We start from the raw sequence: 26450 nt of genomic DNA on the forward strand, positions 1-26450 counted from the left end.
ATGTTGAACAAATAAGAGGAGGTAAATAAAAATGAGTGCACATGTCTTTTATGTTCCAAGTACAAATTTAATGGGAAGAGGTTGTTTACAGGAAGTAGGACCACAAATAGAAGAATTAGGATTAAAAAAAGCGTTGGTGGTAACAGATACTTTCCTAAATGAAAGCGGGATTGTGAGGAAAGTGAAAAAAGTATTGGATGATAGGCAAATAGACTATGCTGTTTATGCAGGAGTAAATCCTAATCCGACTACAGCAAATGTATATAGAGGAGTAGAAGTATATAAAGAAAATGGATGCGACTTTATTGTATCTGTTGGCGGTGGATCTCCTCAAGATACAGCAAAGGCAATGGGTCTTTATGTAACGAATGGTGGGGATATTAAAGACTATGAAGGTGTAGGAAAAACATCAAAAAAATCAGTACCAATTGTAGCGATAAATACAACTGCCGGAACCTCAAGTGAATTTACTATTAACTATGTCATTACCGATGAAGAACGCCATGTCAAAATGGTAATGGTTGATAAAAATTGTCTTGTAACAATATCAGTGAATGATCCCGAGCTAATGGTGGATAAGCCTGCTGCATTAACAGCTGCAACAGGAATAGATGCTTTAACACATGCGATAGAAGCAATTGTTACTCCAGGAGCATACGCAGTAACAGATGCTACTGCATTAGCTGCGGTAGAAAAAATATTCACCTATTTACCTCGTGCAGTGAAGGATGGATATGATATAGAAGCACGTGAACAAATGGTATATGTAATGTTTTTAGCTGGTATGTCATTTAATAATGCAGGATTAGGATTTGTTCATGCTATGGCTCATCAACTTGGGGGTGTATATGATTTACCTCATGGTGTGTGCAATGCAATGCTCTTGCCTATTGTGGAAAGAGAAAATGCGAAGCGAGACCCGCATAAATTTCCAGCAATAGCAAAAGCAATCGGTATTTCCATTGAAGGAAAGACAGATAGCCAGTGTGCAGAAGAAGTCATTGCAGCAATTATAGAGCTTTGCCAAACGGTAGAAATTCCAGCAAGATTATCAGAGTTAGGAGTAGAAGAGGTTGATTTGGAAAAACTAGCAAGCTTTGCTTTATTAGATGCATGTGCTCCTGGAAATCCATTTCAACCTACAAAGGAAGAAGTAATTTCTATGTTTAAAGAGATTTTATAATAATAGAATCGGTGTACCAGCACGATATTATATAGAAGGAATTAGGTTGTATATTACGTTACTAATTCCTTCTGTTTTTATTTATGCATAAAATTTGTGGATGTTCCAAATGAAACCCCAAAAAATAAAAATAAACAAACATATATTTTTTTGTTTATTTTTTATATAATAAAAAGAAAGCACTTTATCTCACTCTTAACGGATAGTAAGATCCTACTGATAGAAGTTTCACTTTATGTAGAGAGTAATGAAAGGTTAGGGGAAAAGAAATGCAGCTAAAATCAATAATGGTACTTTTCATGCTTTTGATTATTGTAAGCGGATGCAGTTTCGATTCGTCTAATCAAAAATATGAAATTATTTATCAGAATGATAGGCTTCAACCAAAAGAAGGGGAAAGGTCCGCAATAGAAAAGGAATATATGATTGCTGTTATACCAAAAGTAAGTGGAATTCCTTACTTTAATGCAGTGGAAGAAGGAGTATTAGAAGCTGGGAAAGATTTGAATGTACATGTGTTATATGCAGGACCATTAATAGCAGATTGGCAGCAACAAGAACAACTTGTTAAGGAATATATAGAAAAAGAGGTTGATGCTATTGCTATTTCTGCAAATGATCCAGAAAAATTAGGTCCCATCTTAATGGAAGCAAAACAAAAAGGGATTGTAGTTATGACATGGGACTCAGATACAAATGAAAAATTTCGAGAATATTTTGTTAGCTCAGTAGATCCAGAGACTTTAGGTAGACATGTGATGGATACTCTGTCTTTAAATATGAAGGAAAAAGGTGCTTATGCCATTATTACCGGTTCCGATAATGCTGCCACTTTAAAGGAGTGGACGGAGTGGATGGTTATTCAACAAGAAGAAAACTATCCTAAAATGAAGCTTTTGGAAGTAGAGGAATCAAATGATAACCCACAAAGAGCATATATGATTGCAAATGAATTGCTGGTGAAATATCCAGATTTAAAGGGGATTATTGGAAGTTCTTCGGTAGGACCGCCAGCAGCTGCTCAAGCCGTAATGGATGCGAATAAAGTTGGAGAGATTGCTGTCGTTGGTTTATCAAGTCCTAATTTAGTACGTTCCTATTTAAAAAATGAAGCGATACAAATTAGCACTTTATGGAGTCCTAAAAAATTAGGCTATTTAACAGTTAGTGTAGCAAAAGAAATTTTATTAGGAAATGAAGTGACAGATAATAAGTCTTTTGAAAATGTCGGCATTATTAGAGTGAAAGACGATACGATTATTATGGGGCAGCCTATTGATTTTACAAAGGAGAATATCGATCAATATGATTTTTAAACGAATACAGTTATTTAAGCTAGGGCAAGCCCCCTTAAAGCGTAAGTTAATTATTACTTATATGATAATGACCGTAATTCCAATGGGGATATTAGGCTATATTACGTATACGCAAAATACAAAGGCTATAGAGGAACAAGTAGGTGAATATATTCCTAGACTATTAAATCAAGCAAATAAAAATATAGAAAATGAATTAATCTTGCTAAATGATCTGCCTAATGCAATTTATAATTCAAAAGAAATAATGTCAATTCTTAGAAGTACTCCTTACAAAGAAAAATCAGCTTTTCTACAGGAGCAATATACAGTGGAAAGCTTTTTATCCAATAACTATTTAAACAGTAATCAATCAGATATTCTAGCGGCATTTTTAATCACCAATAATGGCAATTATATAAGCACGAAAACTCCTTTTAAAGGAATGGATTTTGAGGATTCGATCCTTCCTTTTGGAGAAATTCATGATTTAGCCGGGGAAATGCCAATAATTTTGCCAAATAAAACAACTTTAACCTTCGAAAAAAATATTCCATTTATTCTCGTTGTAAATGAACTTACGGACTTTGAAAATCGGGAAAGTTTAGGTTCTTTACTATTTGCAGTAGATGTGACATTTATTGAAAAAATACTTAATGATATTGATAAGGAAGAAAGAGCAAATATATGGTTAATGGATGAAGATGGATATATCATTTATCATCCTGACAAAACACTCATTGGACAAATAGATGGCGGATTAGTAGATTATCCACTTGTAAACGGTAGTTTTCGTACAACGGAGTATGCAAAGGAAAATGTATTATATAGTATGAATCAATCAACAAATAAACACTGGATTCTCGCTCACAGTATTCCTATGAAATATCTAACCGAAAGAACAGATATCGTAAAGAATTATACACTATCCATTTTTTTTATTTTAACAATCGTTTCTACGATCATTTCGATTTTTATCGCTTGGTCTGTAACCAAGCCGATTAAGCATCTTGGAAAAGTAATGAAGGAAGTGGAAGATGGTAATCTACATGTCACAATCACTCCAACCAATAAGGATGAAGTAGGACAATTAGCCGAGAGCTTTCAGTCGATGTTAGAACAATTGAGAATACTGATACAGAAAAACTATGAAATTGAATTACAACAACGAAATGCGCAAATCTATGCACTTCAATCACAAATAAATCCACACTTTATGTACAATACGTTAGAAACAATTGGAGCAGTTATTGAGGAAGAGGATCCAGAAACGGCAGTAGATATGGTAGGTATTCTTGGACAAATGTTAAGGTATTCATTAAGCAGTAGTGAAAATTTAGTGCCTCTGCAAACGGAATTAACACATATAAAAAACTATTTAAGGCTTCAAAAAATCCGTTTTGAGGACAGGGTCAACTATGAAATGGTGGGAGAAGATCAGATTCCCCTCTACTATTCTCCTAAATTTATTATCCAACCAATTATTGAAAATACTTTTAAATATGGAATGAAACTAAGGAAAGTATTAATAATATCGATAGCCATTTTGGTGGAGGATGGAAAATTAAAGATTGTCATTAAGGATAATGGACCTGGAATAGAGGAAGAAAAATTGCAGAGTATCCAAAAAAACTTAAATAAACAAGATTATTTTACAAGAGAATCGGGAGTGGGATTAACAAATGTTCATGCGCGAATTAAAATGTTGTTTTCTGATAAATATGGGATAACGATTGAAAGCAAACAGTCCATCGGAACAACAGTAACGATTCTTTTACCTCTGATTCAGGATCCTTGTATAGTGTATGAGAACAGGTTAGAAGGTGGGAGAGAAAATGGAGAAAATTAAGGTGATTGTTGTAGATGATGAACCTAGAATTTTAAAACGCATGGTACGGATGGTAGAAGACGATGGAGAAGTGTGGGAAATCATTGGAGCCTTTTCTGATGGAAAAGAAGCGATTGAAAAAATAGAAGAAAAGTCACTTAGGTTTGATTTACTTTTAACAGATGTGCAAATGCCTGAAATTACAGGGCTGCAACTTATTAAGCGTTTAAAAGATAAAATGTCATTTGAGTCAATCATCATTAGTGGATTTGATGATTTTGTCTATTTGCAATCTGCTATAAAAGAAGGAGTTTCCAATTATTTATTAAAGCCAGTTCATCGAGAGCAATTGAAAGAAGTATTACTACAGATACAGAAAAAAATTGAAACAAAAAGGAAAGAAGAAAAAGAAAAGCAGCAATTACAACGAAAGGCTGAAGAATTAGACTATACGAAGCAAATATATTATTTAAGTCAATTGCAATTGGAAGATTATTTGAGAGAAGATAAACAGAAATGGTTACAGCTTATAGGGAAAGGTTCATTTCAGTTATTGTATATCAGCATTGATCAAAATAGAAATCAAACATGGTCGGATGAGTATCTAGCTTGGCTAAAAGTAGCAAATGAAGATATTTTGTCTTCATTAAAGATCTCATTAGAAGAATGGTCTTCCTCATCGAATAGAAGAAAATGGTTATGGAGAGATGATCTTTTTTCTATATGGATTTTAATAGAACATCAAGAGTCTCAACATTTACGTAAGGAAACAGAAGCACTTTTACGATTATGGAAAGAAAATATTAAAAACATATCCGAGAATACGGTTACAATTGCTGTGGGATCGGTGTTTACAAATATGGAAGATTACTTGACTAATCGAAAAAAATTAGAGAGTGTTATGCAAAATAGAATGATATACGGATGTAATAAAGTGTTTTGGCTTGAGCAATTGCCAGAGACAAGTGAGGAGAGTAAAAAACATAGTTCAGAAATTATTAAAAGCATCCAGCAGCTTTTATTTAGTCTGGAGAATGAGGGAAAGAAGGAAGTAATTATCTCGCTCGAAGAATATTTTAAAAAGCTGCAACTAATTAGTTCAGCAAGTATTTTAGAAGAAGCTGTACAATTACTTGGATTAAGAATTGTAAACAGATGGGTTGAGTTAGAAGGATTTGGAGAAGAAAGAATATTGTTCCGCGAAGTAATCTCCTTAACAAAAAATACATCCAATTTTTATCAATTGAAGGATAAGATAAAATTTTGGGTTCTTTCTGTAATGGAAAGGATTCAAAAAGCCAAAAGAACCAATAAAAACCCTATTCAAAAAGCAAAGGATTACATTCAGGATCATTTAGGCGAATCGATAACCATTAAATTAATTGCACAACAGGTATACATGAGTCCTACTTATTTCAGTGTTTATTTTAAGGAGCAGACAGGGGAAACCATTCTAGACTATATTACGAAAACACGATTGAAAAAAGCAACAGAGTTATTGGAAACAACGGATCTTAAGATATATGATATTGCTGTCCAACTAGGCTATCAGGATACAAAGTATTTTAGTAGATTGTTTAGACAATGGTATGGTTACACACCTTCTCAATATAGAGAAGCCCATCTAAAAAGATAAGGGAGGAGCGGCTAAGTAATACTAGGATGAGGAATATAATCATATTTGAGCTATCGGAATCTATGGGAAATGAGTTTCCGATAGCTTTTTTTTGTTAGATAGACTGGTAGTGTTTAGGACAGTAAATTTTTAAAAGAACTGTTTCAATTCCTTCCATTTATTTAGGCCTTCATAGTTTCTCGTTGTGTAATAATGAAAACCCTACCAAAAAACATTTTTTTATCCCCCCATTCTTAGTTTTGTCTCCTGTTAAGCGCTTTTATCATGCAGTAATATGTAGATATCAACAATGTAATTGCTTTCAATAATAAGAAGGGAGTAATCAAAGAATGAAAAATCGTACTAGATTAGCAAGTATTATGCAAGTATATAAGGATCAATTTGAAGAATATGAGAAGAGACATAATGAACTTTGGCCAGAGATGGAGGAGACGTTAAAAGCTCATGGTGTACATCACTATTCCATTTTTTTAGAAGAAGAATCTGGACAATTATTTGCCTATTTAGAAGTAGACGATGTAGAAACATGGGATAAGGTTTCGAAAACGGAAATTTGTAAGAAATGGTGGGACTATATGGAGCCATTAATGGAGACAAATCCAGATAACAGTCCTGTGTCTAAGCAGCTAAAAAGTGTTTTTTATCTTGAATAGAATAATAGAAAGGAAGATTAGTGATGGCGACTGCGGTGAAAAAAAATGATAAAAAGGCTACAATTACAGTAGCTATGTCCAATTATCTTGAAGCAGGCTCTATTGTTGCTGGGGCCGGTGGATTAACTCTATGGATGGAATATTTACATTTAGATGATTTTAAGCTTGGTTTACTGGGAGCCTTAAGTGCAAATGGGTTTGGTTCAGCAATTGGTGCTTTAATTGGTGGTATTTTAGTAGATAAATATGGAAGAAAGTTTATATATAAATATGATTTGCTCGTATATATGCTTGGTGTTTTATTGATTACTTTCTCTTTCAATTTTCCAATGCTGTTAATTGGCTATGTGATTACAGGTATTGCAGTAGGGGCTGCCATTCCAGCTGCCTGGACATACATAGCAGAAGAAGCACCTGATAAGGAGCGTGCAGCTAGAATAGGATATGGACAATTAGCTTGGTCTGTCGGACCAGCAATATCGTTATTATTGTCTGTTTTACTTGCACCACTAGGTTTATTGGGGAGCAGAATAATATTCGCGCAATTATTTATAATCGCTTTAGTAACATGGATTATGCAGCAACAGATTAATGAATCAGCAATTTGGGAAGAAGAAAAACAGAAAGAGAAAGCCCAAATTCAAAAAGGTGAAAAAATTGCCAATCCGATTAAAGAACTTTTCTCCATTAAAGCTAATCGAAAAGCAATCGTTCTCTTAATTGGAATCTATGTGTTCTGGAATTTAGTGGCAGGGGTAATGGGTTACTTTATGCCATATATCTATGAAACGGTTGGTGGTTTAACAGCGGCACATGCTAACTTGTTACAAGCATTTTTATGGATATTAACGGTTGCTTCTACTTATTTTGTCTTTATTAAATTAGGAGATAAGGTAAATCGTAAATTACTGTATACCATTGGTGCAGTTCTTGGAATTATTGCTTGGTTAGTTTTATCATTAGGTTCAATGGGGATGTTTGAACTATTTACATTCGTTATATTATGGGGTGTTGCAGCTGGATTTGGAGCACAGGCATTTTATGGGTTATGGTCAAGTGAGCTATTCCATACAAAGTATAGAGCTAAAGCACAAGGCTTTTTATTTGCAACAGCACGTGTCTCTGTAGGGTTAATCTCATTAGTAGTGCCATTAATGATTACTACATTAGGCTTTAAAACGTCAGGTCTGATAATGATAGGATTCTTGTTAATTGCAGCTATCATCGGATTTATAATGGCTCCTGAAACGAGAGGGAAATCATTAAAAGAAATTGAAAAAGAGCGCTATTCTGCATAAAAGGAAAAGGATGTCTTAAAGGAGTTATTGTTTAAATAACACTTTAAGACATCCTTTTCTTATTCTACTACTCTCTTTAAGCCGATGCTGGCTAAAGCAGTGTGTAAATTTGCACAGGTGGTAATTTTGCTAAAATCAATTCCTAAAGAAATAATCGTTTGCGCAATTTCAGGTCTAATACCAGAGACAATGGATTTTACACCAATCAAATCCAAGGCATGGACAACTTTAAATAAATTATCCGCAACCATAGTATCTACAATTGGTACGCCTGAAATATCTAATATAAGATATTCAATTTTTAAATTGGCTGATTCCTGTAAGGCAACTTCTAAAATTAACTGAGAACGTTGTGTATCAATTTCACCTATAAGTGGGATAATGGCTGTTTCCTTTGCAATTGGAACAACTGGGACAGACAGCTCTTCTAAAGCAGTATAAGCGAGCTTCATTATCTTCGTATTATGCTCTTCATAAATATGTCCTATATAAGCACTGATTTCATCGAGAATAGGATCAATAATTTTTCCAACATCGAGCATTGTAATCGGTGCGAAAGATTTTTGTTCTAATTCTTCTGTGAATACGTCCCAAATAACATTTCGATAAACCGATAGGGAGCGAAGTGCAGATTGTAAAGGAATATGATTCTTTACAAACGTTTCCCCCGTTTTTTCAGACCAATATTGTATTCCTTCCGAATCTTTATTATCCTTTAAGGCTTCAGCCAAGATGAAGAAAAGCTTAGCATTCCATTCATGCATGTCTTCTTCGCGATACGGAAGGGATAAATTAGATTCCTGCTGTTGTAAGAATTGCGAAAGTAGTGTATTTGTATTTTCAGCAAGGATGTTCTTGTTTTCGATGATTTTGTTGCCTATATAAGCTAATTCATCCTTCAAAATGGCTCACTCCTAAGTTTAAATCTATTAATAGTATACATGTTCTTTGATTATATGTGGAGCAAATGAGCTTTTCCACCTATATTTAATGATAAAATTAAATATTTGTATTGTAGTAATGATTATTTAAGACTGTTTTTAAAAGATTGGCGCTTATCCCTAAAGATTATTCAGACAAGGTGCTGTGGAATTTCTTAAGACAAGCTTTGGATTATAAACAACAGATGGAGGCAAGATTCCTTTCTTTTCCACCGCATCTATAATCCATTTTGCTGCTTCTAAGCCCATTTCCATTTTTGGATGGGTTATAGAACTTAATTTGACTTCTGAAGCTTCCGTTAAAAATGAATCATCATAGCCAATAATGGAGATATGTTCTGGAATACTTAAGTTTAATGTACGGAGGTAATTGATTACTTGAATGGCGAGTTCATCATTGTAGCAAACAATTGCAGTAGGCCTAGTAGTCGTTTCAAATATCTCCGCAAGTCGCTCTATCGGGTAGGTTACCTCATTTTCGGTTGAATAATTAATAATCATTTCTGGGAAGAAAGGAATCGAGTATGTTTTATATGCTTGAATGAATCCTTTCATTCTATTTATTCCTTGTAAATCATCTGTTTTAAATAATCCAATAATTTTTTTGTGGCCAAGTTTTATTAAATGTTCGGTCGAAATAAATCCACCATGTTCGTCATTCACCACTAAATAGGGAGGCGAGAGTTGGGAATAAAATTGGTTTATCATTATATAGGGAATTTTATTCTGCTCCAGTTCTAAATAAAGCTGTATATTTGGATTAAAGGTATTGGATTTAGTCGGCTCAACAATTAATCCATCAATGTTTCTGTCCAACATTGTCTGAAGACATTGTTTTTCCTTTTTAATATCATTGTCCGTACAAGCGAAGGTAAGGGAATATCCTTGATTTGTTAAATGAGATTCAATTCCTTTTATAATAGACGGGAAAATATAGTCTGATATATGGGTTGTTATAACGCCGATATTTTTTGTTCTTTGTAATGGTGGATAGGAAAGGGCTGATTCAGAAGAGCGAACTTGTTGATTAGAAACAAATGTGCCAGCACCCTGTTCTCTATATAGCCAACCCTCATGCACTAAATCCCCAATTGCTTGTCGAATTGTATGACGACTTACTCCAAATATTTTTCCTAACTCATTTTCCGAGTATATTTTTTCTCCGGGCTGCACTTTTCCAGTAGTGATCCAGTCCGTAATTTTTTCTTTCACCATATTGTATTTTGTTGTTTGTGCCACTGTTTCACCACTTTCCATTGTAGATAACGCTGTTAACTTATACGTACAATAAAAATTATAGGGATATCGTACCAGAAAAAGGCATAAAAGACCAATGATTTCTTAGTAGAAAGATAGCAAGCAGTGATGATATTTCGAAGGGGACCAAATGAAGGGGCAAAATTTTCTTTCTATTATACGTACAAGTTTGCTTATCTAAGTTTTAAATATATAAGGAGTTTTGGAAACGCATTACTTTATTAGTTGACAACTTGTATATACATGTTATGATGAAAGGGAAGGAATATAGTATATTAATCGTTAATAATGGTATTGTTCAAGTAGAGAATTGTATAAGTTGACGTGCGCTATGATGTCAACCAATTTGTGTGTTTATGAGCAAGTAGTAGTTCTTTTCCTACTAAAGCGATAATGAAATAGGAAAAAACGTAAATACTAATTCCATTGAGTTTTTTAGCATACAGGAAAAAGGACATAATTTTCACATCGGTGGTGTATATAGATGGAACAAGCATGGTGGCAAAAGGCAGTAGTGTATCAAATTTATCCGAAGAGTTTTCAAGATACTACAGGGAACGGAGTAGGAGATATTCAAGGAATCATAAAAAGATTAGATTATTTAAAAGAATTAGGGGTGGACGTACTGTGGTTAACACCGATTTATGCTTCCCCACAAAAAGATAATGGCTATGATATTAGTGATTATTATTCCATTCATCATGAGTATGGAAAAATGGAAGATTTTGATCAGCTATTAAAAGAAGCACATCAAAAAGGATTAAAAATTATCATGGATATAGTCGTTAATCATACGTCTACTGAGCACGAGTGGTTTAAACAGGCAGCCTCTTCTAAAGATAATCCATATCGTGATTTTTATATTTGGAAGGATGGAAAAGAAGACGGTAGGGAGCCAACTAACTGGCAGTCTAAATTCGGTGGTAATGCGTGGCAATATGATGAAAAAACAGGACAATATTATTTGCATCTATTTGATGTAACCCAAGCTGATTTAAACTGGGAAAATGAGAAGCTTCGTGATGAAATATACAAAATGATGCAATTTTGGTTTGAAAAGGGAGTAGACGGTTTTCGTTTAGACGTTATTAACTTGATTTCCAAAAATCAAGCCTTTCCAGATGATGATGGATCGGTAGCACCAGGGGACGGAAGAAAGTTTTATACAGATGGTCCTCGTGTACATGAATTTATCCATGAAATGAATCAAGAAGTTTTTTCAAAATATGACAGCATGACAGTTGGGGAAATGTCTTCTACAACTTTAGAGCATTGCATTAAATATACGAAGCCTGAACGAAATGAGTTAAGCATGACCTTTAATTTCCACCATTTAAAAGTTGATTACCCTAACGGAGAAAAGTGGGAAATAGGAGAAATGGATTTTCATGCTTTAAAACAAATTTTATCTAACTGGCAAGTCGGTATGAATAAAGGTGAAGGCTGGAATGCGTTATTCTGGTGTAACCACGACCAACCACGTATTGTCTCACGTTATGGAAATGATGGGAAATACCATAAGGAATCAGCTAAAATGCTCGCAACAACGATTCATATGATGCAAGGAACTCCCTATATTTATCAGGGAGAAGAATTAGGCATGACAGATCCTAAATTTACTTCCATTGATCAGTACAGAGATGTCGAATCTTTGAATATGTACAATATTTTGCAAGCAAATGGTAAGCCGGAAGAAGAAATTCTTGAAATCTTGCGCAGAAAATCTCGTGACAATTCACGTACACCTGTTCAATGGAACGGAGAGAAAAACGCTGGATTTACCGAGGGGACACCATGGATTGAAACGGCTCAAAATTATAAAGAATTGAATGCAGAAAATGCATTAAAGGATAAAGACTCTGTCTTCTATCACTATCAAAATTTAATTAAACTTCGTAAAGAATACGATATTATTACAGATGGAGATTATGAATTACTTGCTCCAGACGATGATAAAATATTTGCTTATTTACGTAGTACAGATAAAGAAAAATTATTAGTGGTAAATAATTTTTACGAGGAAGAAGCGGAATTTAAATTACCAGAGCATATTGATATGACAGGGTTAACAAGTGAAATCCTTCTTTCTAACTATTCAAACTCAGCTTTCTTCGGAGAAAGTATGAAGTTAAGACCATATGAGTCCATTATATATTATCTAAAATAAGTTTCGTTTTCCTGCGGTTTAAGGTCGCAGGAAAATTATTAATCAGATTTATGGGAAAATTTTTGTTATTTTCATAGAAAAAAGTTAAACTAGGAATAGAAACTTTTATTGGAGGGTACTAGCTTGTTTAAAAATCTATTTAAAAGAAATAAAGAAGAGAAAACGAGTTCAAGTAATCATTATATTCAACCTTTAGAAGGAAAACTATTAAGTATTGCAGACGTTCCTGATCCTGTATTTTCCCAAAAAATGATGGGTGATGGCATAGCTGTAGATCCATCCAATGGTGTATTAGTTGCTCCGGCAGATGGACAAATTATGAATGTATTTCCTACAAAGCATGCATTAAGCATGACAGACAATAATGGTAGAGAGATCTTAATCCATGTTGGATTAGATACTGTTGCATTAAAAGGTGAAGGGTTTACTACTTTTGTCAAAGATGGAGATAAAGTAAAACAAGGACAAAAATTAATGGAAATTGATTTTGATGAAATCAAATCAAAAGTTCCTTCCATCATTACTCCAATGGTATTTACTAACCTAGGAGAAAATGAAAAAGTAGTAGTGGAAGGTAATGAAATTAAAATTGGATAATTCAAAAGCTATGAGGCTGCCTCATAGCTTTTTTATTTTTATGAAAAGAACCGAGTTCCATATTAAAGAAGCAACGAAGAACATTGCTTGAGCACAACTAGAGAAGCGATGTCATTTTTGTTATTAGGGAAGAGAAAATGTAGGAAAACGGTTCACATAATAAATTATTAGAAAAGAATAGATTTTTGCAATCCTTTATAAAAATTAATTGCCACAAAGAGATATTAGTTAATAGTACAGAGTTAACCGAATGCTGCCCTTATTAAAGGGCAGTCAGGCTGTCGAGAAAGTCTCGACAGCTTTTTTTATAATTCCGATATACAACATATAGTGTTTTAATAATACCTTATATTCCATATGTTGTGGTAAAAATCAATTAAAACATCAAAAACCCCCTTTTTCAAAATCATACTTTTAAAAATAGGGGGTTTTTCTACAATCTGGCTGCCCTTATTAAAGGGCAGTTTTTTTGTGGGGAGAGGAAGGGAAAGTGGTGTTTATAAGAGAGATGAAAGCCGAAATCGGTGCGAGAGGAAGGGAAAGTGGTGTTCATAAGAGGGATGAAAGCCGAAATTTGTGGGAGAGGAAGGGAAAGTGGTGTTCATAAGAGGGATGAAAGCTGAAATTTGTGGGAGAGGAAGGAAAAATGGTGTTCATATGAGGAATACGGGATTGTAAAATAAAGTATGAAATTCGTAAAACACACTCACTTATATTAGAGAGCCCTATCTCTTAAACAATCATCCATTAATAGCTGGTTTAAAGACGCCATCCCCTTTCTAATATGAAATTCTCCCTTTCTAATTATTTATTTAATTACACTAGTGTTGCGTTAATTTAATTTAACTATTAAAAATACTTGAAATGTTCAATTTTATCATTTTATGCAAAGAAAAAGTCCTTTATAATGGATAAGTTAGGTGGTAACCCGTCCAAATCCACTAAAAAGGACTATCGCATGGACAAGATTACACGAAAAACTTCATTTGGACAATGGTTTTCACCAATAAATCTTCAATTATTTGAAGAAAACGTGAAAACGTTGAAATTAGATTTCTATACGAAAAAACTAACGACAGAGTCATTTCTAAAATTATTACTTTTTGCGCAGCTAGAAGAAGTCGAAAGTCTGCATGCGCTGAGCGATTGTCTTTTCGATGATCAACTGCAAAAGGGCATTGATCTTGATTCTATCAGTATTTCCCAACTCTCACGCCGTTTAAATGGCATGAATCCAGACTTATTCCAAAAGCTTTTCCTTGATTTAGTTTCACAAATTCATGCCAAAACGCACAACACGAAACTTGTGATGCCATTAAAAATCATTGATTCAAGCACATTGCCTCTCAATTTGACTAATCATAAATGGGCAAAATTCCGCAAAACAAAAGCGGGTGTTAAATTGCACTTACGCCTTGTGTTTATGGAAAAAGGTATATCCTATCCCGAAAAGGCCATTATGACAACGGCCAAAGAACATGACCGCGGTCAGCTTGAAGTAATGGTTGATGACAAGGAATGTATGTATGTGTTTGACCGTGGTTACTTAGACTACGAACGCTTTGATCGGATGACAGATGACGGCTACTTTTTCCTTTCTAGGCTGCGAAAAAACGCAGTCATACGGGAGGTTTACGATTTTAAACTACCCGAGAATACATCTGTTTTGTCGGATCAAATGGTGTTGATTGGTACGACGCAAAACCGTGCCGAAAATTACTTTCGTCTTCTAAAAGTGATTGATTCAAAAGGAAATGAGCTTCATTTAATCACAAATCGTTTTGATTTAAGTGCTGAAGAAATCTCAAAGATGTATAAATCACGCTGGGCGATTGAGTTATTTTTCAAATGGATTAAACAACATCTCCATATCAAAAAGTTTTACGGCCAAAGCGAATGGGCAATTCAGAATCAAGTGTTTATCGCACTTATTGTTTTTTGCCTGCATGTTCTCGCACAAATCGAGACAAAAAGTAAACGAAAAACCCTACAAATTAGCCGATATTTACGGGCAGCTTTGTGGAAACCAGCACATATTTGGCTTCGAAAGATTGAAGGAAAAACCATTCCTTAATAAACAAATTGTCGTCGTCTCTTAAGTCTAATTGTAAAAAAATTCCAAATGGATGGATCCACCTTTAGTTGGGTATTTACTTTTTTGGCTCTTAACAGGGGACATATTTAAACTGAATATTCTAACAACATTTATGCAACACTAGTGATTTAATTACTATTTATTGAAAAAAATTTCTGTCATATAAATTTTTTCTCCTTTCCAACGAAAATTTTGCCTATATCTTATCAAACCTAATGAAACAACCTACGCATACTTAGTAGCCTGTACATATAATGGCATGAAAATACTAAGAGAAGAGGTGAAAGCATGAAAGTTGTTATTTTATGTGGGGGTAAAGGGATGAGAATGAGAGGCTTAACAGAAAATATACCGAAAGCCTTAGCTGATGTTAATGGAAAACCGATATTATCGCATATCATGAAACATTATAGTGAATATGGACACCAAGAATTTATTCTGCCATTGGGATATAAAGGAGATCAAATTAAGGATTATTTCGTGAATTTAGCTTGGAGAAAAAATAATATAAAAATAGATTTATTAAACAATCAATATGACATTCTCGGAAAAACAGAGCCCTGGAAAATTACTTGTATTGATACAGGTCAAGATACGATGACTGGAGCAAGAATTAAACAGTTAGAACAATATATAGAAGATGATATCTTTTTATTAACATATGGGGATGGTTTGTCTGATATTAATTTAGATGAACTCATTGCTTTTCATAAGGAAAAAGGAAAAACCGTTACACTTACCGGTATTAAAAAAAATAATCAATATGGAGTACTTGATATAGAAGATGGAATTGCTAGTCGCTTTTCAGAAAAGCCGGTTCTAGATGACTGGATTAACGGGGGATTCTTTGTTTGTAATAAGGAGTTCTTTCAGTATTTATCAGCACAGCCAGATTGTGTGTTAGAGGAAGAGCCGTTAAGAAAGTTAATTGAAAAGAGAGAACTAGCTGTCTATCTGCATGAAGGAGCCTGGTTATCTATTGATACACCAAAGGATTTAGAAGATGCTAGAAAGATATGGAAACAAAAATAATTGGTATAAGGGAGAGAGAGGATTGCCATGAAATGGCTAAAAAGAAATATTATAAATGACTTTCTGGAAGCAGTGTCTAATAATGAAAAAAAAGATAAGTCTGCTACTATAAATATTTCACTATTTTCAAAAGAGATTTCGGTGAAATTTCATGTAGATAATTTAGTTGGAATCTTAAATGGGGCAAAAAACAATAAGGTGTTAGCTTTACCTTCTCCGCAAGAAGATAATTCCTCATTGGAGGAGATAGCTACTCCAAATTCAGTAGTTAGTGAAAATGATCCAGAAACACTGGGTAGTAATTCACAGAGCGCTGAGGAAAAAGCAAGACAAGAAGCGGCAGCCCAAGAAAAAGCAAGACAAGAAGCGGCAGCCCAAGAAAAAGCAAGACAAGAAGCAGCAGCCCAAGAAAAAGCAAGACAAGAAGCAGCAGCCCAAGAAAAAGCAAGACAAGAAGCAGCAGCCCAGGAAAAAGCAAGACAAGAAGTGGCAGCCCAAGAAAAAGCAAGACAAAAAGCAGCAGCTCAGGAAAAAGCAAGACAAGAAGCGGCAGCTCAGGAAAAAGCGAAACAAGAAGCGGCAGCTCAGGAAAAAGCAAGACAAGAAGCGGCAGCTCAGGAAAAAGCAAGACAAAAAGTAGCGGCTCAGGAAAAAGCGAAACAAGAAGCGGCAGCTCAAGAAAAAGCAAGACAAAAAGCAGCAGCTCAAGAAAAGGCAAGACAAAAAGTAGCAGCTCAGGAAAAGGCAAGACAAGAAGCGGCAGCTCAGGAAAAAGCAAGACAAAAAGCAGTGGCTCAGGAAAAGGCAAGACAAGAAGTGACAGCCCAAGAAAAAGCGAAAAAAGAAGCATTAACTATGACCAAAGTAGAAACTAAATTATCTCCTAAAGAGCCAATTGCCTCTACAAATCAAAATTTTTGTGTTATTGCTGGAAAAGAATACTGTATGAAGATTATGGCATTTTATGAGTCGCTTGTTAAAAACAGCAATAACTTCAATTTATGGGTTTGTTGCACAGATGCTATTACGTACAAGTTTTTAAATGAAAAAAATCTAAAAAATATGCATCTTATTAGAGTAGAAGAAATAGAGGATGACCAATTAAGAGCTGTTAAACAAGAAAGAATGATAAATGAATATTGTTGGACATTAAAATCTTTCGTAATTGAATATATCCTCAAAAATAATGATGTTGAGCAAGTATTGTATTGTGATGGAGATATTTATTTCTTCTCTAATCCGGATAGTATTTTTAATGAATGGGGTTCTGCTTCCATCTTCTTGACTCCACAAAGAGATTTAGATTGGGTAGAACAAAAGTATGGAAAGTATCAAGCGGGTATTGTTGGATTTAGAAAAGATGAAACAGGATTAGCAGCTGTTCAATGGTGGAAGGATCGATGTATTGAATGGTGTAGTGTCGTTGAAAGCAATGGTCGATTTGGGGATCAAAAGTATTTAGATCAGCTTCCAATTATGTATGAGAACGTTCAAATATCTTCTAACTTAGGAGTAAATGCTGCACCTTGGAATATAATCTACAATAATAATTTCAAAATTTCCTTACAAGGTGATAAAGTCTTTATAAATAATGATCCGCTTGTTGCTTATCACTTCTCTTGTTTAACTATTTATAGCAGTGATAAATATGATTTATGGAATATGCATCAATTAAATATTCAGAAGGAAATTATGAATTATATTTATGTTCCCTACCTTGATCATTTAGAAAGAGTAATTACATCTTATCAAAATAGTTATCCTGGAATCATAAAAGCAACATTATCAACGAATGATTTTATTCAAGCAAAGACAAAGTATCATTCCACTAAGTTAAAAAGAAAAATGATTAAGTATAATAATTATTTGCTATTAACTTCAATATTTAGTAAAGAGTATTTGGTTAAAGGACTTGCAATGTATGACTCGTTTAGTAAGCAGATAGAAAATTTTCATTTATGGATTTGTACGATGGATCAAGAAACCTATGATGTCTTATCTAACTTGAATTTAAAAAATGTCACCTTAATCCCAGTAGAAACAATTGAAACGCCACAGTTAAAAGAGCTAAAACAACAACGGACATTGCAAGAATATTGTTGGACAATAAAGGCGACATTACTAGAACATTTATTATCAACGCATTCTGATATTGACCATCTTTTCTATTGCGATAGTGATTTATATTTCTTCTCTAACCCACTTTCTGTGACTAATGACTTCGGTAGATATTCAGTTTATTTATGCCGTCAACGTGGAACAGACTTACTGGAACATTTCCATGGGCAATATCAAGCTGGATTTATCGGATTTAAAAATGAAGGGAATAGTAGAAAAATTTTAAATTGGTGGAAGAAAAAATGCTTAGAAGAATGCTCTGATGTATACAATGATGAACGGAAATCATGGGGAGATCAATTGTATTTGGATCGTATCCCAGAATTATTTGAAAATATAAAAGTGAGTGAAAACCCAGGAATTAACGCTGCTCCATGGAACCTTATTCTAAATAATGCCGAGCAAGAAGTAACCATGAGGGAGAATAATGTATATATTGACAATAATCCATTAATGTTCTTCCATTTTGGTAGTTTGTTAATCTTAAATGTAAATGAATTTGACTTATGGAAGCTAGAAGAAGTTAATATATCGTCTGCCATCTTAACGAATATTTATAATCCGTATTTAATGAAATTAAGAGAGATATCAAACCGCCTTTCTAACAATGCACAATTCTTTGCAAATGTGCCTGCCAATTATACTGCTAAAAATCCTTATTCCATCGCTTCTCTATAAGAGGTGAATGTCATGAAATTGAAAAATAAAAAAGTGTTAGTCACAGGTGCATATGGTTTTATTGGATCCCATCTTATTAAACAGCTTGTGAAAGAAAATGCGTCCATCGCTGTCATTGTTCGGGAACATTCCAATCCTTGGAGAGTACAGGAATATTTGCCTCATTTAAAAAAATATGAGGCAGATATTCAAAATCGCTCAGATATATGTCGAATTATCCATGAATTTAAACCAGATTATATTTTTCATTTAGCAGCTTATGGAACAAACCCAAGTAATAGAAATGACTTACTTGCATATGAAACGAATATAGTAGGAACAATGAATATCTTATTTGCAGCAAAAGATACAAAATGCAAAAAAATTATTTGTCTTGGAAGTAGTTCTGAATATGGGGATAAAAAAGAGCTAATTCATGAAGAAATGCTATTAGAACCAGTTGATATTTATGGCAGTACAAAAGCAGCTTCGACGATTATTTCGCATCAATTAGCACTGGATTATAAACTTCCCATTATCACTTTGCGTGCTTTTAATATTTTTGGGGAGGCAGAGGATAACCATAAATTATTTTCGCATATTATTGAAAAAGTAATGCGTGATGAGCATGTAAAATTAACAACTTGTGATCAATATCGTGATTATAGCTATGTTGGAAATATTGTCGATGGCTTAATTCTTGCAGCCACATCTGAAGGCAGTAATTTGATTTTAAATATAGCTTCTGGAACTGCCCATCCTTTGCGATATTTTGTTGATTTAATTTATCAGCATTTAGATACAAAGCAAGTACCTTTGTATGGTGCTATACCAAAAAGGGAAAATGAAAGAAATGCACCTATTCCTGATATAACAAAGATTCAAGAGGTGCTTGGGTGGACTCCAGCCGTTTCCGTAGAAGAGGGAATAAAGAAAACCATTGCCTGGTATAAAAGTTATTATCATCATCATTAAAGGGAGTGGAGGTGTTACTTATGACAACTGATTGGCAACAAATATATAAAGATAAAAAGGTTTTGATAACTGGTCATACAGGTTTTAAAGGTTCTTGGCTAGCTATTTGGCTAACAAAGCTAGGTGCGAACGTAATTGGTTATTCTTTAGATCCGATTGGAGAAGAAAGTCTATTTGAATTGGCTAATATGAATAATAAAATGAAGGATATAAGGGGAGATATTCGTGATGCTACGAAGTTACAAGCAGTTTTTGCACAATATCAACCAGAAATTGTCTTTCATTTGGCTGCACAGCCATTAGTGAAACAGTCTTATCGAGACCCTGTCTATACGTATGAAGTGAATGTGATGGGAACGATGAATGTGTTAGAAGCGATAAGAAAGTCTCCGTCCGTAAAAGCAGGAGTGATGGTAACAAGTGATAAATGCTACGATAATAAAGAATGGGTATGGGGATATCGTGAAAACGATCCAATGGGTGGGTATGACCCATATAGTTCAAGTAAAGGATGCTGCGAATTATTGATTTCCTCTTATCAGCATTCTTTCTTTCCAATCGATTCCTATAGTAGTCACGGGAAGTTAATTGCTTCTGTCCGAGCGGGGAATGTTATAGGAGGAGGAGATTGGTCAGAAGATCGAATCATTCCTGATAGTGTTCGCTCCTTATTAGCTGGTCAGTCCATTAAACTGCGTTCTCCTCAATCTGTACGTCCATGGCAGCATGTATTAGAGCCGCTTTCTGGCTATTTAAAAATAGGTGCTTATCTATATGAAGGTAAAATCGAATATGCGGAAAGCTGGAATTTTGGACCAGAATCAGATAGTGTTACAACGGTACAACAATTAGTTGAGAAAATTGTTGAGCAGTGGAAGGATGGTAGATGGGAAGTAGATTCGTCACATACTGCAGAACATGAAGCAAAGCTTCTTAGTTTGGATATAAATAAAGCAAAGTACTATTTAGACTGGCACCCAAAATGGAATATTGACCAAACAATATATTATACAATGGAATGGTATAAATGGTATCGGGAAGTAGACGTTTATGAACTATGCTTAAAACAGATAAGTGAATATGAAAAATAAAATAACAAGATTAATAGAAGCTTTTCGCTCCTTTGGTTAGAGGATTCACTCAAACATAAAAGGAAGGTTTAAAGCTTCTATTTGTCATTCTAATACAATGAAAGTGTGAGAAAACAACTGACATATCTCTTCTTTATTTATAATTACATGCACTTCTTTGTTATAAGAGACTGGGACAAAACAAAATACATAATAGATAAAGACAAACAATCTCTCATTTAGTAGCGAAACCAACTCGTTCCATTTCGCTACAGACACTCTATGCGCCGGGGAGCAACCTAAGCTTCCTCGGCTAAAGCCTGTGGGGTCTAAAGACTGCTCTACTTCCCGCAGAAGTTGAGTGTCCTCCCCTCCATTTCACTACGTTTTTAAAAGTTGTTTCGTTCCATTATTTTTTTTAAGAAAGTATAATTAGTAGGAAATACGAAGTGTATTCAGTCTGCGGGTGATCACCACAAACCTTCCTTTTTAAAATGAATAAAACCCCAAACAATTATACGAATTTTTTTAGCATGTACGTATAATTGTTTGGGGTTATTTGATTGAAAATACTTATGTCCCAGCTACTTTTTTAACGATAATATAAAGTTTTTATGTTTCGCTACGATTCTTTCTTTTGCTAGTCTAATTTTCTTTCGGTTTTTATTACTTGTTAAATAGTATTCTTTCTTTTCAATCGTTTCAGCCAGTTTATTTGTATTGGTTAATAACGTATAGGGTAATTGGTGGATGGAGGCTGCGAAATCCACTCCTTTTGAGCGATAAGCTAACTGGATAAAAGGTGTCCCACTTGAGGCAGAGAGTACATTTGCGTGCAGCTTTAGGTTAAGGGAAAAGTGGCAAAGCGATAAGAAATAATAAATTTGCGAAGCAGTACATACTTCTGGTATGAAAGTGACTTTTCCTCTTTCTTTAATGCTTTCATATAAATCCTTGCAATGAGGAATATCCAGATCCCACATTGGGAAAATAACAATTTGATAGCCTTTATTTAAAAGATTCGTACATGCTTTAATCACTTGATTTTTCAGCTTATTCTCATCATAACCAAATAGGATGTTATTAGTGGTTCCCCAATTGACTGCTATGATTTTTTTATTGCAGTCATGCAAGTATTTTCTTTCTATATAATCGTCTATTTTAGGAGTGAAAAGCATGCCGGAATCACCGATTATTTGATAGTTACTTGTTGATGAAGGGGGTAAACTCTTAATATATTTATGTGTAAGAGGGCCTCTTAGACCTGCGAATGTAGAATACTCTATCACTTTTTTTATTTTCTCTTTATTAATCTCTTTGTTATGAAAATTGGTGAAAGATAATTGGAATTCGCCTCTTTTAAAGGATTCGATTGTTTCTTCTGTCATATAATCGATACCTGTTCCGTAGCAATAAAGGGGAAGCTTCATCTCTATTGCTTCTAAAGCTAAATCAATAAAGAAATTACCTTGAAATAAAGATCCTCCCCCTAAAACAACAATATCGAAAGGCTTTTCTACATATAATTCAGTCAATGTTTTAGCTGCATTTATAGGGTAGGAGAATAAAGTATACTCTTCGTTAAGCCATCTTTCACAAGCTTGAGCAAATGCTTCATAACAAACCTCATCTCCGATATTATTAACTCCTAAATAACCAAGATATAATATTCTCATTGTTCGTTTCCTCCTTCCTTAGAAAGAATCACTTCAATATGATCAAGGAGCTGTTTCGCACGCACCTGTACAGAGTGTTTTTGTCTTACCATTTTATATCCATTTAAAGCGATTTTTTTCCCTAATGTATCATAATTTCTTAAATGATAATTTGCTTTGCGCATAAAATTATCTTCATTTATTTCAATGAAATGAACACCAGGGATGAATCCTAAATCCTTGATTTCTTTTGTGCAGGAAGCTAGTAATAATGTGTTACAAGCCAAAGTCTCATAATACTTCATTACTGGATAATGGTAAATGGAATCACAGGTAAAAAACATTTTTGCTTTATTAATCTCTTGCGCAAAGCTGCTAGCTACCTTAAACGATTTCTCGTCGTACTGTTTGTGAAAATAGCCAGGATGTGCATGATAGATGAAATTAGGTAAATGCTTCATTTCATCGAGAATTTTTTGACGTAATGGATAAATAGTAGGATGTACAGCGCCCATCATTAAATAATCAATTGTTTTCTGTTGATTGAAGTCTTTAAATACATCGATATTTACATAATGGGGAAACCATATCATTTTATCTTTAAATTCTGGATACCATTCTAAAAATGTATCTCTATAGTGGGTAAAGATATACTTCACATTATTTTCCCTAATGAAAGCTCTTCTTTGATCCATTTGGTAGGTTAAATCATGCATAATGATTCCGAATGGAATATTGCACTCCTTTAGGCCAGTTACCTTCGGTGATCGAGTAGGACGTAAATCATTTACTAGGATAAAGTCAGGCTGAAAGTCCATTTTTTGTAGTGTCTCACTTATATTACCGTCTTCTTCCCAAATTCTTATATCAACGTATTTTTTAATTTCTTCTGTTAAATAATACGTATTTCTTTCTATTCCATTTTCCCAATTTTTTGTAATAAAAAGTATCTTTCTCTTCTTCTTTAATGTCATCAGCATCATGTCCTTTCCCTAATGTTTACTTTATATTCTATTCTTGTCCAAAAGAAATCGGACCATAGCAATTTGTCCAATTATTCGCTGCTGCTCACGTTTTTATGGATTGTCCATATACTATTAAGAGATGCGAGAGGTAGGAGGAGTACTTAGATGAAGAAGATTATTCTTTCAGGTTATTACGGAGAACAGAATGGCGGAGATGATGCATTATTACTAGTATCCTCTTGGGGAAGCCGGAAATTTCTTTCTGGAGATAAAATATATGGAACATGTACGCAAAAGCCTATTCTGCCATTAAATGCCGAAATGGAGGCGCTCTTTGTTCAAGAAGAACAAGAACGCAATGAAAACTTACTACGTTTGTACAGGCAGTGTTACGAAAGTGATTTTATTTTATATGGTGGTGGCTCTGTTTTTCATTCAACCGATAAAATGACGAGAGATGGCGATTTAATCGATTTAAATAGAGGGAAAGGAGCAGCTGCAATTGGTGTATCCTTTGGACCATTTAGAGATTCAGCTGCGAAAGAAGCATGTAGAAAGCTTGTGGAAAAATTCAACTATATTGGCTGTAGAGACGAGGAGAGTTATGAATTAGTCTCCTCGCTCTCTTCAAATGTTCATGCAGAATTAACATTTGATCTAGCCGTGCTCTTACCTCTTGTAACAGGTGAAGATTTCACTGGAAGTCATCAAAGGAAGGGGTTGGGAATTTCCTTATGCCATTATGAAAGATATATAGGGCGAGATACAAGTGAAGAAAAGGCAAGGGTGGAAAAAATAATAAATGCTTTAAATGAACTGAAGGAGGAGGAAATTGAGGAATTAGTTTTTATTGATTTTAACGGTCATCCTATTTTGGGAGATCAAGATATTCATCGCGAGGTTATCGAACAACTACAAACCAAAATACCAATTAAACATCTGTCTTATGATAAGGATCCAATAAATGTTCTTCGCACTATTGCATCATTAAAAGGATTGATTGGGATGAGGTTGCATAGTGCTGTATTTGGCTATATCACAAATACGCCAACTATCATTCTCTCTTACCATCCAAAATGTGATGGCTGGGCAAAACAGATTAAGGCAGACAAAGATTTTCTTCTTTCATCCAATTCATTTACTGAAGAAAATATATGGCATGCTCTTGATCAAATTATAACCGGGCATTATCGCTATCCAAAACTATCTTTAATAGAAGCTCAATCATTAGCAATGAAAAATTGGGAGGGTGCAAGATGGTCGCTGTCTCAGTAGTTATCCCACTTTATAATAAGGAACAGTATATCGAACGAACAATCATGTCAATTATTTCGCAAACGTTTCAGGATTTTGAGATTATTATTGTCGATGACGGCTCTACAGATGGTAGTGTCGTAAAAGCGGAAACTTGGATAGACAATCGAATTACGGTGCTCAAAATGGAACATAAAGGAGCTTCAGCAGCCAGAAACAAAGGGATACTGGCTGCAAAGGCAGAATTAATTACTTTTATTGACGCAGACGATGAATGGAAGCCGCAATTTCTAGAAAAAATAATGGATTTAAAAGAAAAATATCCCGAATGTGGGGCCTTTGCAACAAGTTATGAAATTCGGTTGCCAACCCAAAAAAAGATCATTCCGTCTATCTACCAAACCCCTGACAAGTGGGAAGGCGTATTTACAAACTATGTGGAAAAAACATTAAAGGATTTACCAATTATATCTTCTGCTATTGCAGTTCGAAAACAAGTATTTCAAGAAATAGGGCTGTTTAAAGAAGGGGAGCCTCTTGGAGAAGATCAAGATATGTGGTTACGAATTGGGATGAACTATCCGATTGCGTACAAAAATGACAGCTATGCAATTTATTATCGTGGCTTAGAAAACAGCGTATGTATGGATTTGACGATTTTAAATCGGTATCCAATTATTTATTCATTAGAGAATCTGCTTCGTAAAGAACAAATGCCTTATATCGATTTATACTTATCAAAATTAAAATTAGATTACAGTAAAAGATTACTAGAGGCAAACAAATTAGATTCTGCTTGGGAAGAATTACATCATACAGAAGCAAAAGTATATAAATGGGAAAAAGCAAAGCTGTGGCTGCTTTACTATTGGAAAAGGATAATCAACAAATATAGTTTTCATACAAAAAATTATAAAAAAGAATGCCCCTAAGTAAATGTTTTTATGCTCCTGCTAAAAAAAATAGGGCACTGAAAAAGTCTTTTTTTCGAATGAAAATTAGGGAATGCATATTTGAAAGGATAACAAATACAATATCCCAATTTAAATAACTGGTAACTATCACTTATCATTAAGTAGTAGTTTTTCAGTGCCCTCAAAACAAAGTGCTAGGGCCATGCATTTGACTTATAGCTGGGTTATTCAATTGTTCTTATGAGTTTGAAGTTGGCGCACCCGGTGGATAGTAATAGGGAGGAACTTTAATCCAGCCTCTTTTTCTCATCAAATCCTTTAAACTTGCACCGAATTTCATTTTTTCTAACATACATTGGGTAAACATGGTAGCTACATCATTTCGTACACATTGAGAGACAGATGCTGCGCAATGAGTGATTGCCGCAACCGTTTTTATGCTTAATCCATTCATAATTTCATCATCTGTCATCTTAACTCCAAGTGGAACAGCATTTGCATTAGAAAGTGGTCGTTGTTCACTAGTTGGTGGTAATGGAATTCCTTCTACCTTAAGAAAGTTTCGGAATCTTTGTCCTTGTATATCACATTGTTTATAACTTTCGTCTAACGATTTAATAACATCATCATCTGTTGATGTATTTAAGCCAACTTGTATATAGATACTGGCTTCATCCATGATAGTAAGATAGATCCAGCAACTCATCACTTCTCCTACATGAAGCGGATTTTTTGGCTCCGTATCTAAATTCAATTGTAGATAATCTTTTAATGCTTCAAAAATAGTTGTCATCATAACCATCCTAATTAGTGGAATTTTTCATTAGTCAACATTACTTATTTAAGAAAATAATGCATTG

Annotated in this window: 20 protein-coding genes; 15 read left to right on the top strand and 5 right to left on the bottom strand. The window is 34.3% G+C overall.

Annotation, left to right across the window (positions count from 1 at the left end; all coding sequences use genetic code 11):
- Positions 1-31 precede the first annotated feature (31 nt).
- The 6 genes from HHU08_RS07640 to HHU08_RS07665 all read left to right on the top strand — a co-directional run bounded on the left by HHU08_RS07640 (position 32) and on the right by HHU08_RS07665 (position 7893).
- Positions 32-1183 carry an iron-containing alcohol dehydrogenase gene (locus tag HHU08_RS07640; protein ID WP_169188170.1) on the top strand — a complete coding sequence of 384 codons (1152 nt, stop codon included), beginning with the start codon at positions 32-34 and terminating at the stop codon, positions 1181-1183.
- Positions 1184-1452: 269 nt separating this feature from the next.
- A complete protein-coding gene (locus HHU08_RS07645; protein ID WP_169188171.1) occupies positions 1453-2499 on the top strand; it encodes an autoinducer 2 ABC transporter substrate-binding protein in 1047 nt (348 codons plus the stop codon).
- A complete protein-coding gene (locus HHU08_RS07650; protein ID WP_169188172.1) occupies positions 2489-4327 on the top strand; it encodes a cache domain-containing sensor histidine kinase in 1839 nt (612 codons plus the stop codon). The genes HHU08_RS07645 and HHU08_RS07650 overlap by 11 nt, the downstream gene beginning before the upstream one ends.
- Positions 4314-5942: a response regulator transcription factor gene (locus tag HHU08_RS07655; protein WP_169188173.1), complete on the top strand. Its 1629-nt coding sequence runs from the start codon at positions 4314-4316 to the stop codon at positions 5940-5942. The genes HHU08_RS07650 and HHU08_RS07655 overlap by 14 nt, the downstream gene beginning before the upstream one ends.
- Positions 5943-6271: 329 nt before the next feature.
- The gene (gene rhaM / locus HHU08_RS07660) at positions 6272-6595 is read left to right on the top strand and encodes an L-rhamnose mutarotase (RefSeq protein WP_016204520.1); all 324 of its coding nucleotides are present in this window, start codon (positions 6272-6274) and stop codon (positions 6593-6595) included.
- 23 nt (positions 6596-6618) lie between these two features.
- Positions 6619-7893 (top strand): MFS transporter, encoded by a 1275-nt coding sequence (locus HHU08_RS07665; protein WP_016204519.1) that lies wholly within the window; start codon positions 6619-6621, stop codon positions 7891-7893.
- A 59-nt stretch (positions 7894-7952) separates the two neighbouring features.
- On the opposite strand, the gene HHU08_RS07670 is transcribed toward HHU08_RS07665, so the two are convergent.
- Positions 7953-8795, bottom strand: a complete 843-nt coding sequence (locus tag HHU08_RS07670; protein WP_101730274.1) for an STAS domain-containing protein — start codon at positions 8793-8795, stop codon at positions 7953-7955.
- 159 nt (positions 8796-8954) lie between these two features.
- On the bottom strand, positions 8955-10073 hold the full coding sequence (locus HHU08_RS07675) for a GntR family transcriptional regulator (RefSeq protein ID WP_169189631.1): 1119 nt from the start codon (positions 10071-10073) through the stop codon (positions 8955-8957).
- 502 nt (positions 10074-10575) lie between these two features.
- On the opposite strand from HHU08_RS07675, the gene treC reads away from it, so the two are divergent.
- From treC to rfbG, 7 genes are all read left to right on the top strand, one after another.
- Complete coding sequence (treC, locus tag HHU08_RS07680) at positions 10576-12258, top strand: alpha,alpha-phosphotrehalase (RefSeq protein ID WP_169188174.1); 1683 nt, start codon at positions 10576-10578, stop codon at positions 12256-12258.
- Positions 12259-12381: 123 nt separating this feature from the next.
- The gene (locus HHU08_RS07685; RefSeq protein ID WP_016204515.1) at positions 12382-12855 is read left to right on the top strand and encodes a PTS sugar transporter subunit IIA; all 474 of its coding nucleotides are present in this window, start codon (positions 12382-12384) and stop codon (positions 12853-12855) included.
- A 958-nt stretch (positions 12856-13813) separates the two neighbouring features.
- Positions 13814-14929: an IS4 family transposase gene (locus tag HHU08_RS07690; RefSeq protein ID WP_100525938.1), complete on the top strand. Its 1116-nt coding sequence runs from the start codon at positions 13814-13816 to the stop codon at positions 14927-14929.
- Positions 14930-15238: 309 nt separating this feature from the next.
- Complete coding sequence (locus HHU08_RS07695; protein ID WP_101730272.1) at positions 15239-15982, top strand: sugar phosphate nucleotidyltransferase; 744 nt, start codon at positions 15239-15241, stop codon at positions 15980-15982.
- Between the two features lie 27 nt (positions 15983-16009).
- A complete protein-coding gene (locus HHU08_RS07700) occupies positions 16010-18778 on the top strand; it encodes a cell envelope integrity protein TolA (RefSeq protein WP_169188175.1) in 2769 nt (922 codons plus the stop codon).
- A 12-nt stretch (positions 18779-18790) separates the two neighbouring features.
- Entirely contained in the window at positions 18791-19732 is a 942-nt protein-coding gene (locus HHU08_RS07705; protein WP_169188176.1) for an NAD-dependent epimerase/dehydratase family protein, read from the top strand.
- A 20-nt stretch (positions 19733-19752) separates the two neighbouring features.
- Entirely contained in the window at positions 19753-20823 is a 1071-nt protein-coding gene (gene rfbG / locus HHU08_RS07710; protein WP_169188177.1) for a CDP-glucose 4,6-dehydratase, read from the top strand.
- 563 nt (positions 20824-21386) lie between these two features.
- Here rfbG and HHU08_RS07715 read toward each other — a convergent pair.
- Complete coding sequence (locus HHU08_RS07715) at positions 21387-22478, bottom strand: polysaccharide pyruvyl transferase family protein (RefSeq protein WP_101730269.1); 1092 nt, start codon at positions 22476-22478, stop codon at positions 21387-21389.
- Positions 22475-23431: a glycosyltransferase family protein gene (locus HHU08_RS07720; RefSeq protein WP_224428024.1), complete on the bottom strand. Its 957-nt coding sequence runs from the start codon at positions 23429-23431 to the stop codon at positions 22475-22477. The genes HHU08_RS07715 and HHU08_RS07720 overlap by 4 nt, the downstream gene beginning before the upstream one ends.
- Positions 23432-23587: 156 nt before the next feature.
- On the opposite strand from HHU08_RS07720, the gene HHU08_RS07725 reads away from it, so the two are divergent.
- Positions 23588-24697: a polysaccharide pyruvyl transferase family protein gene (locus tag HHU08_RS07725; protein ID WP_169188178.1), complete on the top strand. Its 1110-nt coding sequence runs from the start codon at positions 23588-23590 to the stop codon at positions 24695-24697.
- Positions 24679-25608, top strand: coding sequence for a glycosyltransferase family 2 protein (locus HHU08_RS07730; RefSeq protein WP_101730266.1), 930 nt, complete (start codon positions 24679-24681; stop codon positions 25606-25608). The genes HHU08_RS07725 and HHU08_RS07730 overlap by 19 nt, the downstream gene beginning before the upstream one ends.
- A gap of 220 nt (positions 25609-25828) precedes the next feature.
- Here the strand turns inward: HHU08_RS07730 and HHU08_RS07735 are convergent, their stop codons facing one another.
- Positions 25829-26386, bottom strand: coding sequence for a DUF3231 family protein (locus HHU08_RS07735; RefSeq protein ID WP_235678807.1), 558 nt, complete (start codon positions 26384-26386; stop codon positions 25829-25831).
- Positions 26387-26450 lie beyond the last annotated feature (64 nt).

The sequence above is a fragment of the Niallia alba genome (assembly GCF_012933555.1).
Classification (GTDB): domain Bacteria; phylum Bacillota; class Bacilli; order Bacillales; family Cytobacillaceae; genus Niallia; species Niallia alba.

Bases quoted from the DNA above. Each gene is read 5' to 3' on its own strand.
- HHU08_RS07640 (WP_169188170.1), top strand. From the start codon at position 32: ATGAGTGCACATGTCTTTTATGTTCCAAGTACAAATTTAATGGGAAGA.
- HHU08_RS07645 (WP_169188171.1), top strand. From the start codon at position 1,453: ATGCAGCTAAAATCAATAATGGTACTTTTCATGCTTTTGATTATTGTA.
- HHU08_RS07650 (WP_169188172.1), top strand. From the start codon at position 2,489: ATGATTTTTAAACGAATACAGTTATTTAAGCTAGGGCAAGCCCCCTTA.
- HHU08_RS07655 (WP_169188173.1), top strand. From the start codon at position 4,314: ATGGAGAAAATTAAGGTGATTGTTGTAGATGATGAACCTAGAATTTTA.
- rhaM (WP_016204520.1), top strand. From the start codon at position 6,272: ATGAAAAATCGTACTAGATTAGCAAGTATTATGCAAGTATATAAGGAT.
- HHU08_RS07665 (WP_016204519.1), top strand. From the start codon at position 6,619: ATGGCGACTGCGGTGAAAAAAAATGATAAAAAGGCTACAATTACAGTA.
- treC (WP_169188174.1), top strand. From the start codon at position 10,576: ATGGAACAAGCATGGTGGCAAAAGGCAGTAGTGTATCAAATTTATCCG.
- HHU08_RS07690 (WP_100525938.1), top strand. From the start codon at position 13,814: ATGGACAAGATTACACGAAAAACTTCATTTGGACAATGGTTTTCACCA.
- HHU08_RS07695 (WP_101730272.1), top strand. From the start codon at position 15,239: ATGAAAGTTGTTATTTTATGTGGGGGTAAAGGGATGAGAATGAGAGGC.
- HHU08_RS07700 (WP_169188175.1), top strand. From the start codon at position 16,010: ATGAAATGGCTAAAAAGAAATATTATAAATGACTTTCTGGAAGCAGTG.
- HHU08_RS07705 (WP_169188176.1), top strand. From the start codon at position 18,791: ATGAAATTGAAAAATAAAAAAGTGTTAGTCACAGGTGCATATGGTTTT.
- rfbG (WP_169188177.1), top strand. From the start codon at position 19,753: ATGACAACTGATTGGCAACAAATATATAAAGATAAAAAGGTTTTGATA.
- HHU08_RS07715 (WP_101730269.1), bottom strand. From the start codon at position 22,478: ATGAGAATATTATATCTTGGTTATTTAGGAGTTAATAATATCGGAGAT.
- HHU08_RS07720 (WP_224428024.1), bottom strand. From the start codon at position 23,431: ATGACATTAAAGAAGAAGAGAAAGATACTTTTTATTACAAAAAATTGG.
- HHU08_RS07725 (WP_169188178.1), top strand. From the start codon at position 23,588: ATGAAGAAGATTATTCTTTCAGGTTATTACGGAGAACAGAATGGCGGA.
- HHU08_RS07730 (WP_101730266.1), top strand. From the start codon at position 24,679: ATGGTCGCTGTCTCAGTAGTTATCCCACTTTATAATAAGGAACAGTAT.
- HHU08_RS07735 (WP_235678807.1), bottom strand. From the start codon at position 26,386: ATGATGACAACTATTTTTGAAGCATTAAAAGATTATCTACAATTGAAT.